A 19,209-nucleotide genomic window follows, 5' to 3' on the forward strand; every position below is an offset into this window, starting at 1 on the left:
CAGCCACCAGCTTCACGCTGTTGGTTTAAATATCAGCTTCCACCTCATTGCCATGTTCCTCGATCCAGGCGCGGCGGGCGGCGGCTTCGCCTTTACCCATCAGCATATTGAAGCGGGAAGACGAGTAGCTGTGATCGAAGTCGCCCAGCGACACCGGCAGCAGGCGGCGGGTATCCGGATTCATGGTGGTTTCCCACAGCTGCTCCGCATTCATTTCGCCCAGGCCTTTGAAGCGGGAGATGGTCCACGATCCATCCTTGAGACCATCCTTGCGCAGCTTGTCCTCGATCGCCACCAGTTCGCCGTCATCCAGCGCATACAGCTTCTGGATCGGCTTCTTGCCGCGCGCCGGTGCATCCACGCGATACAGTGGTGGACGCGCCACGCAGATATGGCCCTTCTCGATCAGCGCCGGGAAGTGGCGGAAGAAGAGGGTAAGCAGCAGCACCTGGATGTGGGAACCGTCGACATCCGCATCGGAGAGGATGCAGATTTTGCCGTAGCGGAGGCCGCTCAGGTCCGGCGACTCGCCGTAGTTGTGCGGATCGACACCGATTGCCACGGCGATGTCGTGGATCTCGTTATTGGCGTACAGGCGATCGCGGTCCGTCTCCCAGGAGTTCAGCACCTTGCCGCGCAGCGGCAGGATGGCCTGGAATTCCTTGTCGCGGCCCATCTTGGCCGAACCGCCTGCCGAGTCACCCTCGACCAGGAACAATTCGGTGCGGGTCACGTCGTCGGTTTCGCAATCGGTCAGCTTACCCGGCAGCACGGCCACGCCGGAAGACTTCTTCTTCTCGACCTTTTGTGCGGAACGCAGGCGGGACTGGGCCTGCTTGATCACCAGTTCGGCCAGCTTCTTGCCGTAGTCGATGTGCTGGTTCAGCCACAGCTCCAGCGCAGGCTTGGAGAAGGTGGACACCAGGCGCACCGCATCACGCGAATTCAGGCGTTCCTTGATCTGGCCCTGGAATTGCGGGTCCAGCACTTTGGCCGACAGCACGAAGGAAGCGCGTGCGAACACGTCTTCCGGCAGAAGCTTCACGCCTTTCGGCAGCAGCGAGTGCAGCTCGACGAAATTCTTCATCGCACCGAACAGGCCTTCACGCAGGCCGGATTCGTGGGTGCCGCCGTTTGGCGTTGGAATCAGATTGACGTAGGACTCGCGCACCACGCCGCCTTCCTCGGTCCATGCCACCACCCATGATGCGCCTTCACCTTCGGCAAAGCCTTCAGCGTCCGGCGTGGCGAACTGCTCGCCTTCGAACAGGGGGACGATGGTTTCGCCGTTCGAGGTCTGGGCCAGCTGTTCGTTCAGGTAGCCGCGCAGGCCATCCTTGTACATCCAGGTCTGCTCGTCGCCGTTCTTGGCGTTCTTCAGCGTGACCGACACGCCCGGCAGCAGCACGGCCTTGGAGCGCAGCAGGCGTTGCAGCTCGACCTGCGAGATCAGCGGCGAGTCGAAATACTTCGGATCCGGCCAGGCGGTCACGCGGGTACCGGACTTCTTGCCGTCTTTCGGCGCCGGCTGCGAGTTCAGTGGTTCGACCAGGTCGCCGTTTTCGAAGGCCAGATGGTGGAAGCCGTTACCCGCGTCGTCCTTGCGCCAGACGGAGATCTCAAGGCGCTTGGACAGCGCATTGGTCACCGACACGCCAACGCCGTGCAGGCCGCCCGAGAAGGCGTAAGCGCCGCCCGAGCCTTTGTCGAATTTACCGCCTGCGTGCAGGCGGGTAAAGACGATTTCCACCGTCGGCACGTTTTCTTCAGGGTGCAGACCGACCGGGATGCCGCGGCCGTCGTCTTCCACCGTGATGGAGCCGTCCGCATTCTGCGTGACGATAATATTTTTGCAATGGCCGCCGAGCGCCTCGTCAGAGGCGTTGTCGATCACTTCCTGGATGATGTGCAGCGGGTTTTCCGTGCGCGTGTACATGCCGGGGCGCTGTTTGACAGGCTCCAGGCCCTTGAGGACGCGGATGGATGATTCGCTGTAGTCGGATACTGGTTTTTTAGTGGCCATACTTGGAGTTGCGGTTTTGGTTAAACACGGACGCTCCGCATTCTATCCTTAACCGACGGGGGTGTAGCAAGTGGATAGTGTGTTTTTATACAGTATCACTTGTCATTTGAATAATTATGCGGCGTTTACGCCTTGTTTACACCACATCTCCAAGTCTTTACACCATCTTTAGACCTCGCTCGATAAGCTGGAACCATCGAAACTACCCCTGTTGCGAGGACAAGAATGGATGTTGTGTTCATCGGCGCAATCGTGGGCTTCCTGGTCGTGACCTGGGCATTCGCCGCAGGCTGCGACAAGCTGGGGGGCCCGCAATGAGCGCGTTCTATCTGCTGGGCGCCGTGGCGTCCGCCGGCCTGCTGGTCTATCTGGTTTATGCCTTGCTGAAGGCGGAGGATCTGTGATGAGCGCCCAGGCCATTATTCTGCTGATCGTCTTCCTGGCCGTGCTGCTGGCGGTGTCCTGGCCACTCGGCGCGCTGCTGGCGCGCGTGGGTGAGGGCGGCGCCGTGCCCGGCATGCGCTGGCTCGGTCCCATTGAGCGTGCGCTGTACCGTGTCGCCGGCGTGAAAGCCGGGGAGGGCATGGGGTGGAAGGCGTATGCCGTCGCCCTGCTGGTCTTCAATACGCTGGGCGCGCTGGTCACTTACGGCCTGCAGCGCGTGCAAGCGTGGCTGCCGCTCAATCCGCAATCGATGGCGAACGTCAGCCCCGATTCGGCCTTCAATACGGCCGTGAGCTTTGTGGCGAACACCAACTGGCAGGGCTACAGCGGTGAGCAGACCATGAGCTACCTGACCCAGATGCTGGTGCTGACTTGCCAGAACTTCTTCTCCGCGGCGACCGGCATTGCCGTGGCCTTTGCGCTGATCCGCGGTTTCAGCTCGCGCTCGGCCAGGTCCATCGGCAATTTCTGGGCCGACGTAACGCGCTCCAGCCTGTATGTGCTGCTGCCGCTGTCGCTGGTGTTTGCCGTGTTCTTAACGAGCCAGGGTGTGATCCAGAACTTCTCCGCCTATCAGGATGTGCACCTGATGGACGCGGTCACCTACAGCCAGCCGAAGAACGACGCGGCCGGCCAGCCGGTGCTGGATGCCAAGGGGCAGCCGGTGCTGGAAACCCTGACCACCAGTACCCAGACCATCGCGATGGGGCCGGTCGCATCGCAGGAAGCGATCAAAATGCTGGGCACGAACGGCGGCGGCTTCTTCAACGCCAACTCGGCGCATCCATATGAGAACCCGACCGCGTTAAGCAACTTCGTGCAGATGCTGGCGATCTTCCTGATTCCTGCGGCGCTGTGCTTCACTTTCGGCCGCATGGTGGGCGATCGCCGCCAGGGCTGGGCTGTGCTGGCCGCGATGACTGCGATCTTTGTTGTCATGACGCTGTGCGTGTTCGCCGCCGAGCAGCAAGCCCACCCGGCGCTGCAAGCCCTTGGTGTGGACCAGCACACCACCGCCATGCAATCGGGCGGCAATATGGAAGGCAAGGAAACCCGCTTCGGCATCAACGCTTCGGCACTGTTTGCAGCGGTGACCACGGCTGCGTCCTGCGGCGCAGTCAACGGCATGCACGATTCCTTCATGCCGCTGGGAGGCATGGTGCCGATGCTGTTGATCCAGCTGGGCGAAGTGGTGTTCGGCGGCGTGGGCTCCGGCCTGTACGGCATGCTGATCTTCGCCATCATGGCTGTGTTCATTGCAGGCCTGATGATTGGCCGCACGCCGGAATATCTGGGCAAGAAAATCCAGTCGTATGAGATGAAGATGACCTCCATCGCCATCCTCGTCACGCCGACGCTGGTGCTGGCCGGTACCGCGATCGCCGTGATGCTCGATGTGGGCAAGGCCGGCATGGCGAATCCGGGAGCGCATGGTTTCTCCGAAATCCTGTACGCCTTCAGCTCGGCCGCCAATAACAACGGCAGCGCGTTTGCCGGCTTGTCCGCCAATACGCCTTTCTATAACTGGATGCTGGGCATCGCCATGTGGTTCGGCCGCTTCGCCATGATCGTGCCGATCCTGGCCATCGCGGGCTCGCTGGCGGGCAAGAAGCGCCTGGAAGCCAACTCCGGCACCATGCCAACGCACGGTCCAATGTTTGTCGGCCTGCTGATCGGCGTCGTGATCCTGGTTGGCGTGCTCAATTACGTACCTGCGCTGGCGCTTGGCCCTGTGGTCGAGCATCTGCAGGTATTCAGCAAATAATCGCGAGGGAAGCATCATGTCGCAAGCACAAACGCCGGGCTCGGACCTGGCACAGATTTCCGCCACGCCGGGCAAGAGCCTCAAGCTCTTCGACTCCGGTCTGGTCGGCCCCGCCATCGCGGACGCTTTCCGCAAACTGGACCCGCGCATTCAACTGCGCAGCCCTGTGATGTTCGTGGTTTACGTGGGCAGCATCATCACCACGCTGCTCTACGTCCAGGCCTTGCGCGGCGAAGGCGAGGCGCCAGCGGGCTTTATTCTGGCTACTGCCGTCTGGCTGTGGTTCACGGTCTTGTTCGCAAACTTTGCCGAAGCACTGGCCGAGGGCCGCAGCAAGGCGCAGGCCGCAACGCTGCGAGGCTTGAAGCAGAGCGTGACCGCCAAGCGTCTGCAGTCCGGCAAACATGGCACCCCCTGGCTGCCTTGCAATGCCAATGAACTGCGCAAGGGCCAGTACGTGCTGGTCGAAGCGGGCGATATCATTCCGATCGATGGCGAGGTGGTTGAAGGCGTGGCTTCGGTGGACGAAAGCGCCATCACAGGAGAATCGGCGCCGGTGATCCGCGAATCGGGTGGCGATTTCTCCTCCGTCACCGGCGGTACGCGCGTGCTGTCGGACTGGCTGGTCATGCTGGTTACTGCCAATCCCGGCGAAACCTTCCTGGACCGCATGATCGCCATGGTGGAAGGTGCACGCCGTCAGAAAACGCCCAACGAGATCGCCCTGACCATCCTGCTGGTGGCGCTGACCATCGTGTTCCTGGTCGTCACCGTGACCTTGCTGCCGTTCTCCCTGTTCTCGGTGGACGCTGCGCATTCCGGTACGCCGGTCACCATCACCGTTCTGATTGCGCTGCTGGTCTGCCTGATTCCGACCACGATTGGCGGCTTGCTGTCCGCGATCGGCGTGGCAGGCATGAGCCGCATGATGCAGGCGAATGTGATCGCCACTTCCGGCCGTGCTGTTGAAGCAGCGGGCGACGTGGACGTGCTCCTGTTGGACAAGACCGGCACCATCACGCTCGGCAACCGCCAGGCTTCCGGCTTCTTCCCGGCGCCAGGCGTGAGCGAGCAGCAGCTGGCCGACGTGGCGCAACTGGCGTCGCTGGCGGACGAAACACCGGAAGGCCGCAGCATCGTCGTGCTGGCCAAACAGAAGTTCAATATCCGCGAACGCGAGATGGCCAGCCTGCATGCGCTGTTCATCCCGTTCTCCGCCAATACCCGCATGAGCGGCGTGGACATCGGCGAGCGCCAGATCCGCAAGGGTGCGGCGGAAGCGATCAAGCGCCACGTGGAAGGCATGGGAGAAGCCTACCCGGCCGAAGTGGCGCGCATCGTGGATGATGTGGCGCGCCGCGGCAGCACGCCGCTGGTGGTATGCGAAGGCGCCCGCGTGATCGGTGTCGTGGAACTGAAAGACATCGTCAAAGGCGGCATCAAGGAGCGTTTTGCTGAACTGCGCCGCATGGGCATCAAGACCGTGATGATCACCGGCGATAACAAGCTGACCGCCGCCGCCATCGCTGCTGAAGCTGGCGTGGACGACTTCCTGGCCGAAGCCACTCCGGAAGACAAACTGAAATTGATCCGCAACTACCAGGGCGAAGGCCGCCTCGTAGCGATGACCGGCGACGGGACCAACGACGCCCCTGCGCTGGCGCAGGCCGACGTGGCCGTGGCCATGAATTCCGGCACCCAGGCCGCGAAGGAGGCGGGAAATATGGTCGATCTGGACTCCAACCCGACCAAGCTGCTGGAAATCGTGGAAATCGGCAAGCAGATGCTGATGACACGCGGCTCGCTGACCACCTTCTCGATTTCCAACGACATTGCGAAATACTTCGCCATCATTCCGGCGGCCTTCGTTGGCACGTATCCGCAGCTGAAGGCGCTGGATGTGATGCGCCTGGCCAGCCCGTCGTCCGCGATCATGTCCGCCGTGATCTTCAACGCGCTGATCATCGTGTTCCTGATTCCGCTGGCGCTGAAGGGTGTTCGCTATCGTGCCATTGGCGCCACCGCGCTGCTGCGCCGTAACCTGCTGGTGTATGGCGTGGGCGGCATCATCCTTCCTTTCATCGGCATCAAGCTGATCGACATGCTGCTGGCAGCCTTTAACTTTGTATAAGGAGCGACCATGAAATCCGTCATTCGTCCCGCTCTTGCGGTATTTACTGGCCTGACCCTGATCTGCGGCCTGCTTTATCCGCTGGCTGTTACCGGCATCGGCAACCTGGCCTTCCCGCAGCAGGCGGCAGGCAGCCTGGTTGAAGCGCATGGCAAGCCGGTTGGCTCCATGCTGATCGGCCAGGCTTTCACTTCGCCGAAATACTTCTGGGGCCGCCCGTCGGCCACCGGCCCTATGCCGAACAACGCTTCGGGCTCCAGCGGCTCTAATCTCGGCCCGGCAAATCCGGCTTATCTTGAAGCAGTTAAAGGACGCATCGATGCGCTGAAGGCTGCCGATCCGTCCAATAAAGCGCCAATTCCAGTCGATCTGGTTACCGCTTCAGGCAGTGGCCTGGACCCTGAAATCAGCCTGGCTGCCGCGCAGTACCAGGTGCCGCGCATCGCAGCTGCGCGTGGCGTCGGGCCGGTGCAGGTGCGCAAGCTGATTGAGGCAAATGCGAAGCGGCAGCTATTTGGCTTCTTCGGCGAGCCGCGCGTGAACGTGCTGGCGCTGAATCTGGCGCTGGAGCGCCTATAATCACAGGATGATTCCTACTGAAAGTCAACGCCCGGACCCGGACGCACTACTGGCCCAGGTCCAGGCCCAGGAAAGAAAGGCGGCGCGAGGCCGCCTTCGCATCTACTTCGGCGCTTCCGCCGGTGTGGGCAAGACCTATGCAATGCTGGCTGCCGCACGCAAGCTGCAGGCTGACAGCCAGCCCGTGCTGGTGGGCGTGATCGAAACCCATGGACGCAACGAGACGGCGTCCATGCTGGAGGGGCTGGATGTGCTACCCCTCAAAGCCATCGATTACCGTGGCAAACGCATTAGCGAATTTGACCTGGACGCCGCGCTGGAACGCCAGCCGCCGCTGATCCTGGTCGACGAACTGGCCCACTCCAATGCGGCCGGCTCGCGCCACCCAAAACGCTGGCAGGACGTTGAGGAACTGCTCGATGCCGGCATTGACGTTTTCACGACGGTCAATGTACAGCACCTTGAAAGCCTGAACGATGTCGTCGGCGGCATCACCGGCATCCGCGTCAACGAGACGGTGCCGGATACCGTGTTCGATGAAGCCGACGAAGTCGTGCTGGTCGATATTCCCGCGGACGAGTTGCTGGCGCGGCTGAAGGGCGGCAAGGTGTACAAAGGCCCGCAGGCCGAACGCGCCTCGCAGAATTTCTTCCGCAAAGGGAACCTGATCGCATTGCGCGAGCTGGCGCTTCGCCGCACCGCCGACCGTATCGAGGACGATGTTCGCGCCTATCGCGTCGAGAAATCCATTGGACCGATCTGGAAGACGGGTGCCGCGCTGCTGGCGTGCGTGGGGCCGCGTCCCGGCGCCGAGCAGGTCGTGCGCAGCACGGCGCGGCTGGCCGGGCAGTTGGGCGGCGAGTGGCATGCGATCTATGTTGAAACGCCATCGCTGCAGCGGTTGGCTGCGCCAGAGCGTGAGCGCATCCTGAAAACGCTCAAGCTGGCGCAGGATCTTGGCGCCACCACTGCCGTGCTGGCGGGGCAGGATATCGCTGCGACGGCGGTGGAATATGCGCACAGCCACAACCTCTCCAAGATTGCAGTGGGGCGCGCGCATCCAACCTGGCCGTGGCGAGAACCACATCACAAGCGCATGGCGCGGCTGGCGCCGGAGATCGACCTGATCGCGGTAGGGCAGGGACGTGAAGAAGCGCCGTCGCGCCCTCAGCGCGCCGCCGAAGATCCTGAAGCCATTCCGGGACAGGCTAAGCGGCGCGCGATCGGCTACGCAGTTGCGGCGGCGGCCAGCTTGCTTACCGCGCTGGCTGCGACGCCGTTGCTGACCTATCTGGACCTGGCCAACATTGCCATGCTGTTCCTGCTGGTAGTGGTGCTGGTGGCAGTACGTTTCGGACGCGGCCCGTCGGTGCTGGCTACCTGCGTCAGCGTGACCTGCTTCGACTTCTTCTTTGTGCCGCCGCGCTTCACGCTGGCGATTTCGGATTTCCAGTATGTGATCACGTTTGGCGTTATGCTGGTTGTCGGCCTGATTACCGGACACCTGACGGCGGACTTGCGTTTCCAGGCGCGCGTAGCGTCGCACCGCGAGGCGCGTTCGCGCGCGCTGTACGAGTTCGCACGCGAACTATCGGCTGCACTTCAGACGGAGCAGATTTTCGACATCACGCGCAGCTTCATCCAGCGCGCCTTCCGCGCCCGCGCCACGCTCCTGGTGCCGGATAACGATGGCCGCCTGCACCTGCCGGACCTGAGCGCCACCATAACCGCCGCCGGAACCGCCACCGCCGCCGCCGCCGCCGCCGCTGCGACCACCGCGGCCACCGCCGGCACGCCTTCGCTGGACATCGGCATCGCCCAATGGGCCTTCGACCACGCCGAAAGCGCTGGCCTGGGTACTGACACGCTGCCCGCCAGCGCAATCTTCTACCTGCCGCTGGTTGCTCCCATGCGCACTCGTGGCGTGCTGGCCATCGAGCCCGAACATCGGCGCTGGATTCTGATCCCCGAGCAGCGGCAGCAGCTGGACATCTTCGGCGCCCTTGCCGCAATCGCCCTGGAGCGCGTGCACTACATCGAAGTCGCACAAAACGCCCTGGTCAGCATGGAATCCGAGCGTCTGCGCAACTCGCTGCTGGCGGCCTTATCGCATGATCTGCGCACGCCGCTGACAACGCTGGTCGGCCTGTCCGAATCGCTGGCCGGCTCGAAACCCGCGCTGGCGGAAGCGCAGATCGAACTGGCAAACACACTGCGCGACGAAGCGCGCCGCATGAGCACACTGGTGGCCAACCTGCTGGACATGGCGCGCATCCAGAGCGGTGAAGTGAAATTCAACCTTCAGTGGCAAAGCCTGGAAGAAGTCGTCGGCAGCGCGCTGCGCCACAGCGGCTTCCTGCTGCAAGGCCATGCAGTCGATGCGCGCCTGCCGCACGACCTGCCGCTGCTGCACTTCGACGCCGTGCTGATCGAGCGCGTTCTGTGCAATCTGCTGGAAAACGCAGCCAAGTACACGCCGGCGGGCTCGCATATCACGGTGACGGCAGCCATCAACGGCGCCAATGCCGACGTGACGGTGTACGATAACGGCTCGGGCCTTCCGCATGGACGAGAGGAGGCCCTGTTCGAGAAATTCACGCGTGGCGAGCGCGAGTCGGCCAAGCCAGGGGTTGGGCTGGGCCTCGCGATTTGCCGCGCCATTGTCGAGGCCCACGGCGGCAGGATTTGCGCAACGAAGTCGCCAGCCGGCGGCGCAGCGTTTGTCTTTTCGCTGCCGCTGGGCACACCGCCCGCCATGCCGGACCTCGACGCGGAACAAACAGGAGAAGTAACAGAGTGAACACGCGAGCGACAGAACCTGCGCCAATTGCCCTGATCGTTGAAGACGAGCCCCAGATTCGCCGCTTCGTGCGCGGTGCGCTGGAAGACGAAGGCTGGGTAGTGCATGAATCGGTCAATATGCAGCGCGGCCTGATCGATGCAGGCACACGCAAGCCGGACCTCATCGTGCTCGATCTGGGCCTGCCGGACGGTGATGGCACAGACCTGATTGCCGACTTGCGCAAATGGTCCACGGTGCCGATCATCGTGCTGTCGGCCCGCGTAGCGGAAGATGACAAGATCAAAGCGCTCGATGCGGGCGCCGACGATTACCTGACCAAACCCTTTGGCGTAGGCGAGCTGCTGGCCCGCGTGCGCGCCACCTTGCGCCGTCAGCGGCAACCGGCCGCCGACAGCGCTGGCCTGGTGCACTTCGGCGAAGTGAGCGTGGATTTGCAGAACCGCCGCGTCACCAAGGGTGGAGAGAGCGTGCATCTGACGCCGACCGAGTACCGCCTGCTGTCGGTCCTGGTCAGTAATGCGGGCCGCGTGATGACCAATCCCCAGCTGCTGCGCGCCGTATGGGGGCCGGCGCAAGCAGAGAACGGCCACTATCTGCGCATTTACATGGGCCACCTGCGCCACAAGCTGGAAGACGATCCCGCGCAGCCGCGCTACCTGATTACCGAGACGGCGGTTGGCTATCGCCTGCAACTGCCGGCATAGTTTTTACGCCGTGTTTACAGGGCCTATCGGTCTTTTTGCATCGTTTTTATACCCCCATTGATAAGCTTTGCTCCGCGTCGAAAGACCTAACCAAAGGAGCAAAGAATGAAGAAGTTGTGCATCGCAGGACTGGGTATGATCGCCATGAGCGCAGCCCCCGTCTTCGCGCAAACCGAGGCTGCGGCCACCACGGCAGCCCCGGTCACCCAGCAGGAGCAGGCAAGCGGCGGCGCGGCCGAAGGTTGCGCGGCTGGTTCGGCGAATCGTTCGTTCAGCGAGCGTTTCGCCAGCAGCTACAAGGACTACCTGGCCTGGAACGGTGACCCCGCCGACGCAGCACCGACCTGGCGCGAAGGCTATGCGCCGCCTCCAGAATCCAGCCCACCATTCCCGTTCACCGCATGGCCGATTGGCGGCACCGAAGTGATCGGCTACGACAACCAGTATTACGGCCCGTTGATGGAAGCCCTGTGGTGCGGCTCCAACGGCAAGGCGTGGAAAGACAGCCGCGTGACCGTCTATGGCTGGGCCAACGCTGGCTTCAACCGAAGCACCTCGCACACCAGGTACAACGGCGCCAACGGCACCGGAGGCAACTTCCCGGCCGCCTACGCCTACCAGGGCAACACTGCGCAGATGGACCAGGTCGCGTTGTACGTTGAGCGCACACCGGACGTGGTGCAGAAGGACCACTTCGACTGGGGCTTCCGCCTGGCTGGCGTGTGGGGAACCGATACCAAGTACACCTTCTCGCGCGGCCTGTTCAGCAACCAGTTCTCGAACGCGAACAACAAGATCCAGAAGTACGGCTACGACATCCCGATGGCATACATCGAAGGCTACTTCCCCGGCGTGGCGGACGGCATGATCCTGCGTGTTGGCCGCTATATCTCGATCCCGGATATTGAAGCCCAGCTGGCGCCGAACAACTACACCTACACGCATTCGCTGCTGTACACCTACGACCCATTTACCCAGGAAGGCGCCATCGCGACCATTCGCTTGAACAAGAACTGGACCGTGCAGGCTGGCGTCCATGCCGGTAACGACGTGGCGCCATGGTATCGCCGCTCCGTGCCTGCGACATATACCAACGCAGCCGGCGTTGAAGTGCCGAATCCGAATGCGGGCAAGCAGTATGGCGCGCAGCTGTCCGGCACCGCCTGCGTGCAGTGGACTTCCGACTCCGGCAACGATGCGATTTATCCGTGCATGAACGGCATCAACAGCGGCAACTTTGGCTGGAACAACCTACAGCAACAGGTCGTGACCTGGTACCACAAGTTCAACGACCAATGGCATATGTCCAGCGAAGCGTATTACATGCGGCAGAAGAATACGCCGAACATGTCGAATCCTGACGGCCCTGGCGTGTGGAATTCCTACTTCGGCAGCAGCAACAGCGTTGGTGGCCCGTTCGGCGCAATGGGCGGCCGTGGCTGCGGTCCGAACGATGGCGTGACCTGCACTTCCAAGGAGTGGGCGTTCGTGAACTACATCTCGTACCAGCCTACGCCACGTGATTACTTCATTTTCCGCACCGATATCCTGAACGATATCAACGGCCAGCGCACCGGTTTCGCCACCCGCTACAAGGAATTCACCCTGAGCTGGAATCACTGGCTGGGCAAGGCGATCACCCTGCGTCCTGAAATCCGCCACGAAAGCGCTGGCGTTCCTGCATTCGATAATCCATGCCCGGTAGCCGGCACCGCCGGCTGCGGCAACGTGGTCACGCCTGGTTCCAAATCGCAGACCATGGTGGCGATGGACGTGATCGTGCACTTCTGATTTGTTGTAGCGACAGCCGTTACGATCTCACCCGACCGTAGCGGTCTTTCGGTCACGCCCTGATCCGGGGCGTGGCCGCTTTTTCTGCCTACCCGGCTATGGAGTTTTACATGAAAGTATTTTTCCGCCTTGCGGTGCTGGCCGCGATGACGACCGCTTGTTCCACTGAACCGGCGCCGCACAAGCTGCCGCTCGATCACGGCCCGCGCGCCACTTCCACGCCCTGGCTGAACCAGCAGCTCGCACACTCAGCTAGCGTTTCTTCATGTCCGGCCGATCGGTCCTGCGCGGCAGGAAACCCGCCGTAAGCCAGTTCAGTCAATGGGATCACGCCAGCCGGCGGCGATTATTTGCTCAGCAGCCGCATGGCCCGTTCCAGGCCTTCGATCGTGACCGGGAACATGCGGTTGTTCATCAGCTGGCGGATCACGGTAATGGACTGGCGGTATTGCCACAGGCCTTCCGGTTCGGGATTGAGCCAGATGAATTTGGGGAAGGTGTTGGTGAAGCGTGTCAGCCATTCGCTGCCGGCTTCCTCGTTGTTGTACTCGACCGAGCCGCCCGGTTGCAGGATTTCGTAGGGGCTCATGGTGGCGTCGCCGACGAAGATCAGCTTTGTGTCGGGCGTGTACTTCCGTAGCACGTCCCAGGTGGCGAAGCGCTCGGAGTTGCGGCGGCGGTTGTGTTTCCACAGGTAGTCATAGACGCAGTTGTGGAAGTAGAAGAACTCCATGTTCTTGAACTCGGACTTCGCGGCCGAGAACAGTTCTTCGGTGCGTTCGATGTGGTCGTCCATGGTGCCGCCCACGTCCATCAGCATCAACACCTTGATATTGTTCTTGCGCTCGGGCTGCATCTTGATGTCCAGCCAACCCGCGTTGTTGGCGGTGGCGCGGATGGTCTGATCCAGCGCCAGTTCTTCGTGCGCGCCTTCACGCGCGAAGCGGCGCAGGCGGCGCAAGGCCACCTTGATATTGCGCGTGCCCAGTTCGCGTTCAGAATCGTAATCCTTGTAGGCGCGCTGTTCCCACACTTTGACCGCGGTGCGGTTGCCGCCCTTGCCGCCGATGCGGATGCCTTCCGGATTGGTGCCGCCGTTGCCAAAGGGCGAGGTGCCGCCAGTGCCGATCCAGCGGTTGCCGCCTTCGTGGCGTTCCTTCTGCTCCTTCAGCAGTTCGTTCAGGCGGTCCATCAGCTTGTCGTAGCCGAATTTTTCCAACTGGGCGATCTGCTCGTCGGTCAGCTCGCGCTTCATGCGCTGCAGGAGCCAGTCCAGCGGGATCTCGCCCTTGGTGTCGAACACGCTGTTGATGCCCTTGAAGTAGAGGCCGAAGGCGCGGTCGAACTTGTCGTAATTCGCTTCGTCTTTGACGAGGCAGAGGCGCGACATGTAATAGAAGTCGTCCAGCGAAGGCTGCAGCACCTGCTTCTCCATCGCTTCCAGCAAGGTCAGAAACTCCTTGATGGTGACGGGGATTTTCGCGTCTTTCAGCGCGAAGAAGAAGTCGATGAGCATTACGCCCTCCGGTCAAGCAGGTATTGGATATGGGCGCGCACTTCCGGCCACTCGCCGTGCATGATGCTGTACATGACGGTGTCGCGCACGGTGCCGTCGCGGCGGCGCAAGTGGTGGCGGATCACGCCATCCTTTTTCGCGCCGAGACGTTCGATCGCGTTCTGCGAGGCGTGGTTGAAGTTATCGGTGCGGAAGCCGACCACGGCGCAGCCCAGCGTATCGAAGGCGTGCGTCAGCAGCATCAGCTTGCAGGTCGTGTTGACGTGGCTGCGCTGGGCGCTTTTGCGATACCAGGTGTAGCCGATCTCCACGCGGTCCACGGAAGGCATGATGTCGTGGTAGCTGGTAGTGCCCAGCACGTCGCCGCTAGCAGCATCGATCACGGCCCAGGCCATGCGGGAAGGGCGCATTTCCAGTGCGGTGGCGATGTATTGCGATACCTGCTCCGGCTCGGGCACGGAAGTGATGCGCAGCTTCCATAGCTCGCCATCCTGCGCCGCGGCCAGCAGGCCCTGCGCGTGCTGGGGATCGAGCGGCTCCAGGCGGATGCCGTCCAGTTCCAGCGTGACCGGTTCAACGTTGATCATCAGCGATTCGCCCGCGACATTAGGATCAGGCGCTCGAACAGGTGCACGTCCTGTTCGTTCTTCAGCAGGGCGCCGTGCAGTGGCGGCACGATGGCCTTCTGGTCCTCGCTGCGCAGGGCCTCCGGCGGAATGTCTTCGGCCATCAGCAGCTTGAGCCAGTCCAGGAATTCGGAAGTCGATGGTTTCTTCTTCAGGCCAGAGACTTCGCGCACTTCGTAGAAAGTCTGCAGCGCGGTCGCCAGCAATTCCTGCTTCAGGTTCGGATAGTGGACCTTGACGATGGCTTCCATCGTATCCTTGTCCGGGAATTTGATGTAGTGGAAGAAGCAGCGGCGCAGGAAGGCGTCCGGCAGCTCTTTCTCATTGTTCGATGTGATGATCACCAGCGGACGATGGCGCGCGGTCACCATTTCGCGCGTTTCGTAGACATAGAATTCCATGCGATCCAGCTCGCGCAGCAGGTCGTTGGGGAATTCGATGTCAGCCTTGTCGATCTCGTCGATCAGCAGCACCACCGGCTCGGGCGAGGTGAAGGCCTGCCACAGTACGCCCTTGACGATGTAGTTGTGGATGTCGCGCACGCGCTCGTCGCCCAGCTGGGAATCGCGCAGGCGGGACACCGCATCATATTCATACAGGCCTTGCTGGGCCTTTGTGGTCGATTTGATATGCCACTGCATTAACGGCATGTTCAGCGCGGCCGCGACTTCCTCGGCCAGCATGGTCTTGCCGGTGCCCGGTTCGCCCTTGATCAGCAGGGGACGCTGCAAGGTCAGGGCGGCATTCACCGCCAGTTTCAGGTCATTGGTGGCGACATAATTGTCCGAACCCTCGAAACGCTGGGGTGCTTGCATGGATGGCTTCCCTGGTAAATAAGTCAGTGATAGCCATATTCTACAGATCTCCCAGTAAGCGGTGGGCGAGGGCCTTGGCCTCTTCGAGGGCTGCTTCTAATGTGCCGGAGATTGCCGCTGCCCAGTTGTTCGGCGATTTTCCGGAAGGCGCCAACGCGGAAAATGTATCCTTGACATGCAATATGGACGGGTGGCTAATTTGTGAAGTAGAATCGCAGGTTAGGGCGTAAAAGCCTAGGTTTTTGAGCAAGGCGTATCCGATTACAACTGATTTAAAGCCAAACTATGAAAAAAATCTTCGCACTTCTCGTGCTCGCAGGCGTTGCCCACGCAGCCGCAGCCGCGGACATCGTTGGGGACCCGAAAGCTGCTCCAGCCAAGATCGAAATGTGTATTGGATGCCACGGCATTCAAGGTGGCTACAAAGCGACTTTCCCGGAAGTGTTCCAAGTGCCGAAGATTGGCGGTCAGAATGCCAAGTACATTGAAAACGCTCTGAAGGGCTATCAGAAGGGCGAGCGTAAGCACCCATCCATGAAGGGTATCGCTGTGAGCCTGTCCGACCAGGACATCGCCGACATCGCCGCTTACTACTCCCAGCAGAAATAAGGCCCTGACCATGAAAAAACTGATTACCGCTCTGTTCTGCTCCGCAGTGTCGTTCAGCGCCATGGCTGGTGGCAATATCGACGCCGGCAAGGCCCTGACTGAAAAGTACAGCTGCGCCGCCTGCCACGGTAAGGATTTCAACAGCCCGATCGATCCGTCCTATCCTAAGCTGGCTGGCCAGCACCAGGACTACATCCAGCATGCCCTGACCGCCTACAAGCGCGGCGACGGCGCCAACGGCCGTTCGAACGCGATCATGACCGGCCAGGTCAAGCCGCTGACCAACCAGGACATCAAGGACATCGCCGCCTACCTGCACTCGCTGCCAGGTTCGCTGGTGACCCACCGCTGATCGTTCTTCGATCTGCCTTAGAAAAGCCCGCCGAGTGCGGGCTTTTTTGCGTCCATTGCAGGCTTAGCGGCACTTCGCGCCGGGTTGGACGGTCACGGTCCCCGTCCCAGCGAGCGGGATGTCGAATGCGCGGTTGGCCAGATCATTGGTGCTCGCGCTGCCCAAGGTCTGCCCTTTGGGCTCAAGAACCGTGATCGAAATCCGGTTGTTCAACTTCGAACTTTGCCGGATTCGCACTTCCAGACAGTCTCCGTCCAGCAGCCCGGTGAACTCGTCACCGAGGCTACTTGCAGCCTGACCGTGAGCGGCTGCCTGGCGCTGCCGGCATCAAGTGTCAGCTGCATGGCCGCGGTCCAATTATTGGAGCAGCCCGCCAGCAGGGAGAGCAGGAGCGATGACGCGGCTTTGGCTGAGTTTTTCACAGTGCGCGTGTTGTCAAAAGTCAACAGTGGGAATGCGATAGTTTTCCCCATGGAAACTATTGCTAGTATATCCGGAACTGGAGGCCTGATGACTCATCCGTTCTCAATCGAAGAAAAGCTGGAACTCGCCGGAAAAGTCGGCAATGACCTTGCCCAGCATTTCGGCAAGAAGAAATATTACTCAGAGGCGATGATCAATGCGGCCGCACGCCGGCGGGGCATTGCGGCCGGCAGTATGTTCTGGGCTTACGCCTTACAGCTGGACGAATTCGAGCCGGATGGCGTTTCCCACTTTTCATGGAACATTGAGTTCTGGCTCAACTGCTCCTTACCAAGCGCATGACCACATACCGGATTATCAGCGCAATTTGCGCATTGCTGGCATTTTCGGCGTTGGGCTATTTCCTCATCAGATTCCGGTCGCTGACGCGCGAGCAGGGCAGGGGAATTGTGGTGTTCGGCGCGTTGTTTGGATTGCTGCTGTTCATTGTGATGCAGACCTTTCCGCGGCAGGCACAGCTGGAATTGCAATCCGGCCTGATGAACTATCGCACGTTCGCCTGGAGCGCAGGCTTCGTCTGCGCAATATTCCACATGCTGATTTGCCGCCTTTTCAAGGTGCGCGCTGCTTATGGTTTTGCTTATCCAGCGCTGGGCTGGCTGCTGTCCGCGGTGCCGGTAGAACAAAAGCTGGCGGTGTGGGAGGTGGCGGCACTGGCATTGATTGCCGGGATTGTCGTTGTAGTGGTTTGCTATTTAATGGAGCGTCGAGCATGGACAAGCAAGTTACCGCATTGACGATGGGCGCAGCCCTTCTGATCTCGGTTGTTGCTGGCACTTTGGCCTGGCATCACATGGGGCGGCCGGACAATTGGTACAAGGCCTGCGCCTTAGGACTGATGGGCGGAATTGCCGGCGCCGTGCCGGGGCTCATTCTGCCCTTTATGACCGAGTCCGAGCCGGTGCTTGTTTCCTTGAGTTTTGCCGCAGTAATGGGCGCGCTCATGGCGTACCGCTATATCGACGAAATCTAGCCATGGCGATATCGATCATGATCGTGGCGCTCGTCCACACATTTGGCGCGGAGCTGGCCCGGCATTTTATGCGCGCGCCCGGCGCGATCAGACCCGGCATGGAGAAGATGCAAAATGCAGCGTTCATGGGCGCGCTCGGCATTCCTTTGCTGATGCGATCGGAGCTTGGCTACGACGCGCCGTTTTGGCTTGTGACGATGCTGCTGCTGGCGGCGCTCGCCGTCAGTGGCTGGTTCGCGCAGAAGCGCGCCTACTGGCTGCTGACAGCAATCGCGGCGATTGGCGATCTGGCGCTAGCCGCGAGCGGCGAGCTGGTCATCGCGGCTTTTGCGGGGGCGATCCAGTTGATGATTGCGGGCGTGCTGAGAAGGCGCAAACAATGATTGCAGTTCTGACGATGATCGCAATCGGGCTGACATCGGCATGGTCAACCTGGCGCACGGCGCGTGCGGCGTTGATCGGTATCAGAGACGGCGCTTGACGGCTTCCACGTAAGCTTCGCCGTCCGGCGGAACGCCGCGGCGCTGGGAGTCCCAGATCATCTCGCCCAGGCACTCCATGATCTGGTGATGGGCTTCGTGAGTCGAGTCGAGCTTGCGCGCCAGCGCTTCGTAGGCGGCGCGGATACCGCGCGGCTGGTCGATCGAGATTTGTTCTGCGATCGACAGGTGCATGGACAAATGCAAAAACGGATTGGCCTGTCCGCCTTCGACCGAGTAATCGCGGGCGACGGCTTCTTCGGCATCCTTTAGCGTGTCGTCATATTCGGGATGCTGCAAAACCCAGTCCAGCGCCATGGCTTCCAGCGGGGTGAGGATTTCTTTGGCGTGGTGCTTGCGGAAGACTTCGCAGAAGAAACGGCGAACGTCATTGGAGGACGGCGTAAACATGGCCGCCATTATACGCGCTTAAAAAAAACGCAGCCCGGGGGGCTGCGTTTTCGCTTAGTCCTTCTCCGCCAGTTGGGGAGCCGCACAACTGATTGGCTCCGCCGGGGGCGCAATCACCGGCTGCTGCGGCTTGTCCCGCTGCTGCGGGGAGCCGTTGCGCTGGCCGTGAGGCTGGCGCAGGTAACGCGAGGCATGCCGGCGGTCCCCATGCGCAGGCCAGGTGAGGAACCTGGATAACTCCTGCAAGGCGCGCTGGTAAACTTCACGTTTGAACTCAATGACTACATCCAGCGGTACCCAGTATTCATGCCAGCGCCAGGCATCGAATTCCGGGTGGTCGGTCAAGCGCAGATTGATTTCATTATCGCGCGCGCACATTCGCAACAGGAACCAGATCTGCTTCTGGCCACGATAATGGCCGCGGATTTCCCGCTTGATGAAGTGATCCGGCACTTCATAACGCAGCCAGTCGCGCGTGCGGCCGATAATCTTGACGTGCTCCGGACGTAAACCTATTTCTTCTTCCAACTCCCTGTACATCGCCTGCTCAGGCGTTTCGCCGTATTTAATGCCACCTTGCGGAAACTGCCACGAATGCTCGCGCACCCGTTTGCCCCACCACACCTCGTTATTGGCGTTGAGCAGGATGATGCCGACGTTGGGGCGGAACCCTTCCCGATCGAGCATATTGCACCTCAAACTTTC

At 61.2% G+C, this 19,209-nt stretch carries 21 protein-coding genes; 15 read left to right on the forward strand and 6 right to left on the reverse strand.

What is annotated here, in order from left to right; translation table 11 throughout:
• Positions 1-25: 25 nt before the first annotated feature.
• Complete coding sequence (locus tag AB4Z19_RS19450; RefSeq protein WP_442022945.1) at positions 26-2,023, reverse strand: DNA topoisomerase IV subunit B; 1,998 nt, start codon at positions 2,021-2,023, stop codon at positions 26-28.
• A 225-nt stretch (positions 2,024-2,248) separates the two neighbouring features.
• Between AB4Z19_RS19450 and AB4Z19_RS19455 the strand changes: the two genes are divergently transcribed.
• From AB4Z19_RS19455 to AB4Z19_RS19495, 9 genes are all read left to right on the forward strand, one after another.
• A complete protein-coding gene (locus AB4Z19_RS19455; RefSeq protein ID WP_442022944.1) occupies positions 2,249-2,341 on the forward strand; it encodes a potassium ABC transporter ATPase in 93 nt (30 codons plus the stop codon).
• Positions 2,338-2,427: a K(+)-transporting ATPase subunit F gene (kdpF, locus tag AB4Z19_RS19460; RefSeq protein WP_442022943.1), complete on the forward strand. Its 90-nt coding sequence runs from the start codon at positions 2,338-2,340 to the stop codon at positions 2,425-2,427. Before AB4Z19_RS19455 ends, kdpF begins: the two co-directional genes overlap by 4 nt.
• A complete protein-coding gene (gene kdpA, locus AB4Z19_RS19465; RefSeq protein ID WP_442035816.1) occupies positions 2,427-4,232 on the forward strand; it encodes a potassium-transporting ATPase subunit KdpA in 1,806 nt (601 codons plus the stop codon). The genes kdpF and kdpA overlap by 1 nt, the downstream gene beginning before the upstream one ends.
• A 16-nt stretch (positions 4,233-4,248) precedes the next feature.
• Positions 4,249-6,363: a potassium-transporting ATPase subunit KdpB gene (gene kdpB, locus AB4Z19_RS19470; RefSeq protein WP_442022941.1), complete on the forward strand. Its 2,115-nt coding sequence runs from the start codon at positions 4,249-4,251 to the stop codon at positions 6,361-6,363.
• 9 nt (positions 6,364-6,372) lie between these two features.
• Positions 6,373-6,942, forward strand: coding sequence for a potassium-transporting ATPase subunit KdpC (gene kdpC / locus AB4Z19_RS19475; protein ID WP_442022940.1), 570 nt, complete (start codon positions 6,373-6,375; stop codon positions 6,940-6,942).
• Positions 6,943-6,949: 7 nt separating this feature from the next.
• Positions 6,950-9,742, forward strand: coding sequence for a two-component system sensor histidine kinase KdpD (gene kdpD, locus AB4Z19_RS19480; protein WP_442022939.1), 2,793 nt, complete (start codon positions 6,950-6,952; stop codon positions 9,740-9,742).
• Positions 9,739-10,449 carry a two-component system response regulator KdpE gene (gene kdpE, locus AB4Z19_RS19485; protein ID WP_442035817.1) on the forward strand — a complete coding sequence of 237 codons (711 nt, stop codon included), beginning with the start codon at positions 9,739-9,741 and terminating at the stop codon, positions 10,447-10,449. Before kdpD ends, kdpE begins: the two co-directional genes overlap by 4 nt.
• Positions 10,450-10,554: 105 nt before the next feature.
• A complete protein-coding gene (locus tag AB4Z19_RS19490; protein WP_442035818.1) occupies positions 10,555-12,240 on the forward strand; it encodes an outer membrane beta-barrel protein in 1,686 nt (561 codons plus the stop codon).
• 110 nt (positions 12,241-12,350) lie between these two features.
• Positions 12,351-12,548, forward strand: a complete 198-nt coding sequence (locus tag AB4Z19_RS19495; protein WP_442022936.1) for a hypothetical protein — start codon at positions 12,351-12,353, stop codon at positions 12,546-12,548.
• Between the two features lie 38 nt (positions 12,549-12,586).
• On the opposite strand, the gene AB4Z19_RS19500 is transcribed toward AB4Z19_RS19495, so the two are convergent.
• From AB4Z19_RS19500 to AB4Z19_RS19510, 3 genes are read right to left on the reverse strand one after another with little or no spacing between them, the layout of a single operon-like run.
• Positions 12,587-13,756 carry a vWA domain-containing protein gene (locus AB4Z19_RS19500; RefSeq protein WP_442022935.1) on the reverse strand — a complete coding sequence of 390 codons (1,170 nt, stop codon included), beginning with the start codon at positions 13,754-13,756 and terminating at the stop codon, positions 12,587-12,589.
• Positions 13,756-14,343, reverse strand: a complete 588-nt coding sequence (locus AB4Z19_RS19505; RefSeq protein ID WP_442022934.1) for a GNAT family N-acetyltransferase — start codon at positions 14,341-14,343, stop codon at positions 13,756-13,758. The genes AB4Z19_RS19500 and AB4Z19_RS19505 overlap by 1 nt, the downstream gene beginning before the upstream one ends.
• Entirely contained in the window at positions 14,343-15,197 is an 855-nt protein-coding gene (locus AB4Z19_RS19510; RefSeq protein ID WP_442035819.1) for an AAA family ATPase, read from the reverse strand. Before AB4Z19_RS19510 ends, AB4Z19_RS19505 begins: the two co-directional genes overlap by 1 nt.
• 285 nt (positions 15,198-15,482) lie before the next feature.
• Between AB4Z19_RS19510 and AB4Z19_RS19515 the strand changes: the two genes are divergently transcribed.
• The 6 genes from AB4Z19_RS19515 to AB4Z19_RS19540 all read left to right on the forward strand — a co-directional run bounded on the left by AB4Z19_RS19515 (position 15,483) and on the right by AB4Z19_RS19540 (position 17,997).
• Positions 15,483-15,806, forward strand: a complete 324-nt coding sequence (locus AB4Z19_RS19515) for a c-type cytochrome (protein ID WP_442028328.1) — start codon at positions 15,483-15,485, stop codon at positions 15,804-15,806.
• A 10-nt stretch (positions 15,807-15,816) separates the two neighbouring features.
• Positions 15,817-16,158, forward strand: coding sequence for a c-type cytochrome (locus AB4Z19_RS19520; RefSeq protein ID WP_442028326.1), 342 nt, complete (start codon positions 15,817-15,819; stop codon positions 16,156-16,158).
• Between the two features lie 84 nt (positions 16,159-16,242).
• The gene (locus AB4Z19_RS19525) at positions 16,243-16,923 is read left to right on the forward strand and encodes a hypothetical protein (RefSeq protein WP_442028324.1); all 681 of its coding nucleotides are present in this window, start codon (positions 16,243-16,245) and stop codon (positions 16,921-16,923) included.
• Positions 16,920-17,378, forward strand: coding sequence for a hypothetical protein (locus AB4Z19_RS19530; RefSeq protein ID WP_442028323.1), 459 nt, complete (start codon positions 16,920-16,922; stop codon positions 17,376-17,378). Before AB4Z19_RS19525 ends, AB4Z19_RS19530 begins: the two co-directional genes overlap by 4 nt.
• Positions 17,354-17,614, forward strand: a complete 261-nt coding sequence (locus AB4Z19_RS19535; protein ID WP_442035820.1) for a hypothetical protein — start codon at positions 17,354-17,356, stop codon at positions 17,612-17,614. Before AB4Z19_RS19530 ends, AB4Z19_RS19535 begins: the two co-directional genes overlap by 25 nt.
• Positions 17,615-17,616: 2 nt before the next feature.
• Positions 17,617-17,997, forward strand: a complete 381-nt coding sequence (locus AB4Z19_RS19540; protein ID WP_442028319.1) for a hypothetical protein — start codon at positions 17,617-17,619, stop codon at positions 17,995-17,997.
• A gap of 81 nt (positions 17,998-18,078) precedes the next feature.
• Here AB4Z19_RS19540 and AB4Z19_RS19545 read toward each other — a convergent pair whose 3' ends face one another.
• On the reverse strand, positions 18,079-18,504 hold the full coding sequence (locus AB4Z19_RS19545) for a DUF1841 family protein (RefSeq protein WP_442028317.1): 426 nt from the start codon (positions 18,502-18,504) through the stop codon (positions 18,079-18,081).
• Positions 18,505-18,558: 54 nt separating this feature from the next.
• The gene (locus AB4Z19_RS19550; RefSeq protein WP_442035821.1) at positions 18,559-19,191 is read right to left on the reverse strand and encodes an RNA pyrophosphohydrolase; all 633 of its coding nucleotides are present in this window, start codon (positions 19,189-19,191) and stop codon (positions 18,559-18,561) included.
• Positions 19,192-19,209 lie beyond the last annotated feature (18 nt).

The sequence above is a fragment of the Pseudoduganella sp. RAF19 genome (genome assembly GCF_052114165.1).
Taxonomy (GTDB): Bacteria; Pseudomonadota; Gammaproteobacteria; order Burkholderiales; family Burkholderiaceae_D; genus Rugamonas.

What these genes read in the sequence shown, in the direction of transcription:
- AB4Z19_RS19520 (WP_442028326.1), top strand. Translation starts at nt 15,817, where the DNA reads ATGAAAAAACTGATTACCGCTCTGTTCTGCTCCGCAGTGTCGTTCAGC.
- AB4Z19_RS19505 (WP_442022934.1), bottom strand. Translation starts at nt 14,343, where the DNA reads ATGATCAACGTTGAACCGGTCACGCTGGAACTGGACGGCATCCGCCTG.
- AB4Z19_RS19545 (WP_442028317.1), bottom strand. Translation starts at nt 18,504, where the DNA reads ATGTTTACGCCGTCCTCCAATGACGTTCGCCGTTTCTTCTGCGAAGTC.
- AB4Z19_RS19455 (WP_442022944.1), top strand. Translation starts at nt 2,249, where the DNA reads ATGGATGTTGTGTTCATCGGCGCAATCGTGGGCTTCCTGGTCGTGACC.
- AB4Z19_RS19530 (WP_442028323.1), top strand. Translation starts at nt 16,920, where the DNA reads ATGACCACATACCGGATTATCAGCGCAATTTGCGCATTGCTGGCATTT.
- AB4Z19_RS19550 (WP_442035821.1), bottom strand. Translation starts at nt 19,191, where the DNA reads ATGCTCGATCGGGAAGGGTTCCGCCCCAACGTCGGCATCATCCTGCTC.
- AB4Z19_RS19535 (WP_442035820.1), top strand. Translation starts at nt 17,354, where the DNA reads ATGGACAAGCAAGTTACCGCATTGACGATGGGCGCAGCCCTTCTGATC.
- kdpC (WP_442022940.1), top strand. Translation starts at nt 6,373, where the DNA reads ATGAAATCCGTCATTCGTCCCGCTCTTGCGGTATTTACTGGCCTGACC.
- kdpB (WP_442022941.1), top strand. Translation starts at nt 4,249, where the DNA reads ATGTCGCAAGCACAAACGCCGGGCTCGGACCTGGCACAGATTTCCGCC.
- AB4Z19_RS19500 (WP_442022935.1), bottom strand. Translation starts at nt 13,756, where the DNA reads ATGCTCATCGACTTCTTCTTCGCGCTGAAAGACGCGAAAATCCCCGTC.
- kdpF (WP_442022943.1), top strand. Translation starts at nt 2,338, where the DNA reads ATGAGCGCGTTCTATCTGCTGGGCGCCGTGGCGTCCGCCGGCCTGCTG.
- AB4Z19_RS19540 (WP_442028319.1), top strand. Translation starts at nt 17,617, where the DNA reads ATGGCGATATCGATCATGATCGTGGCGCTCGTCCACACATTTGGCGCG.
- AB4Z19_RS19510 (WP_442035819.1), bottom strand. Translation starts at nt 15,197, where the DNA reads ATGCAAGCACCCCAGCGTTTCGAGGGTTCGGACAATTATGTCGCCACC.
- kdpA (WP_442035816.1), top strand. Translation starts at nt 2,427, where the DNA reads ATGAGCGCCCAGGCCATTATTCTGCTGATCGTCTTCCTGGCCGTGCTG.
- AB4Z19_RS19515 (WP_442028328.1), top strand. Translation starts at nt 15,483, where the DNA reads ATGAAAAAAATCTTCGCACTTCTCGTGCTCGCAGGCGTTGCCCACGCA.
- AB4Z19_RS19450 (WP_442022945.1), bottom strand. Translation starts at nt 2,023, where the DNA reads ATGGCCACTAAAAAACCAGTATCCGACTACAGCGAATCATCCATCCGC.
- AB4Z19_RS19495 (WP_442022936.1), top strand. Translation starts at nt 12,351, where the DNA reads ATGAAAGTATTTTTCCGCCTTGCGGTGCTGGCCGCGATGACGACCGCT.
- AB4Z19_RS19490 (WP_442035818.1), top strand. Translation starts at nt 10,555, where the DNA reads ATGAAGAAGTTGTGCATCGCAGGACTGGGTATGATCGCCATGAGCGCA.
- kdpD (WP_442022939.1), top strand. Translation starts at nt 6,950, where the DNA reads ATGATTCCTACTGAAAGTCAACGCCCGGACCCGGACGCACTACTGGCC.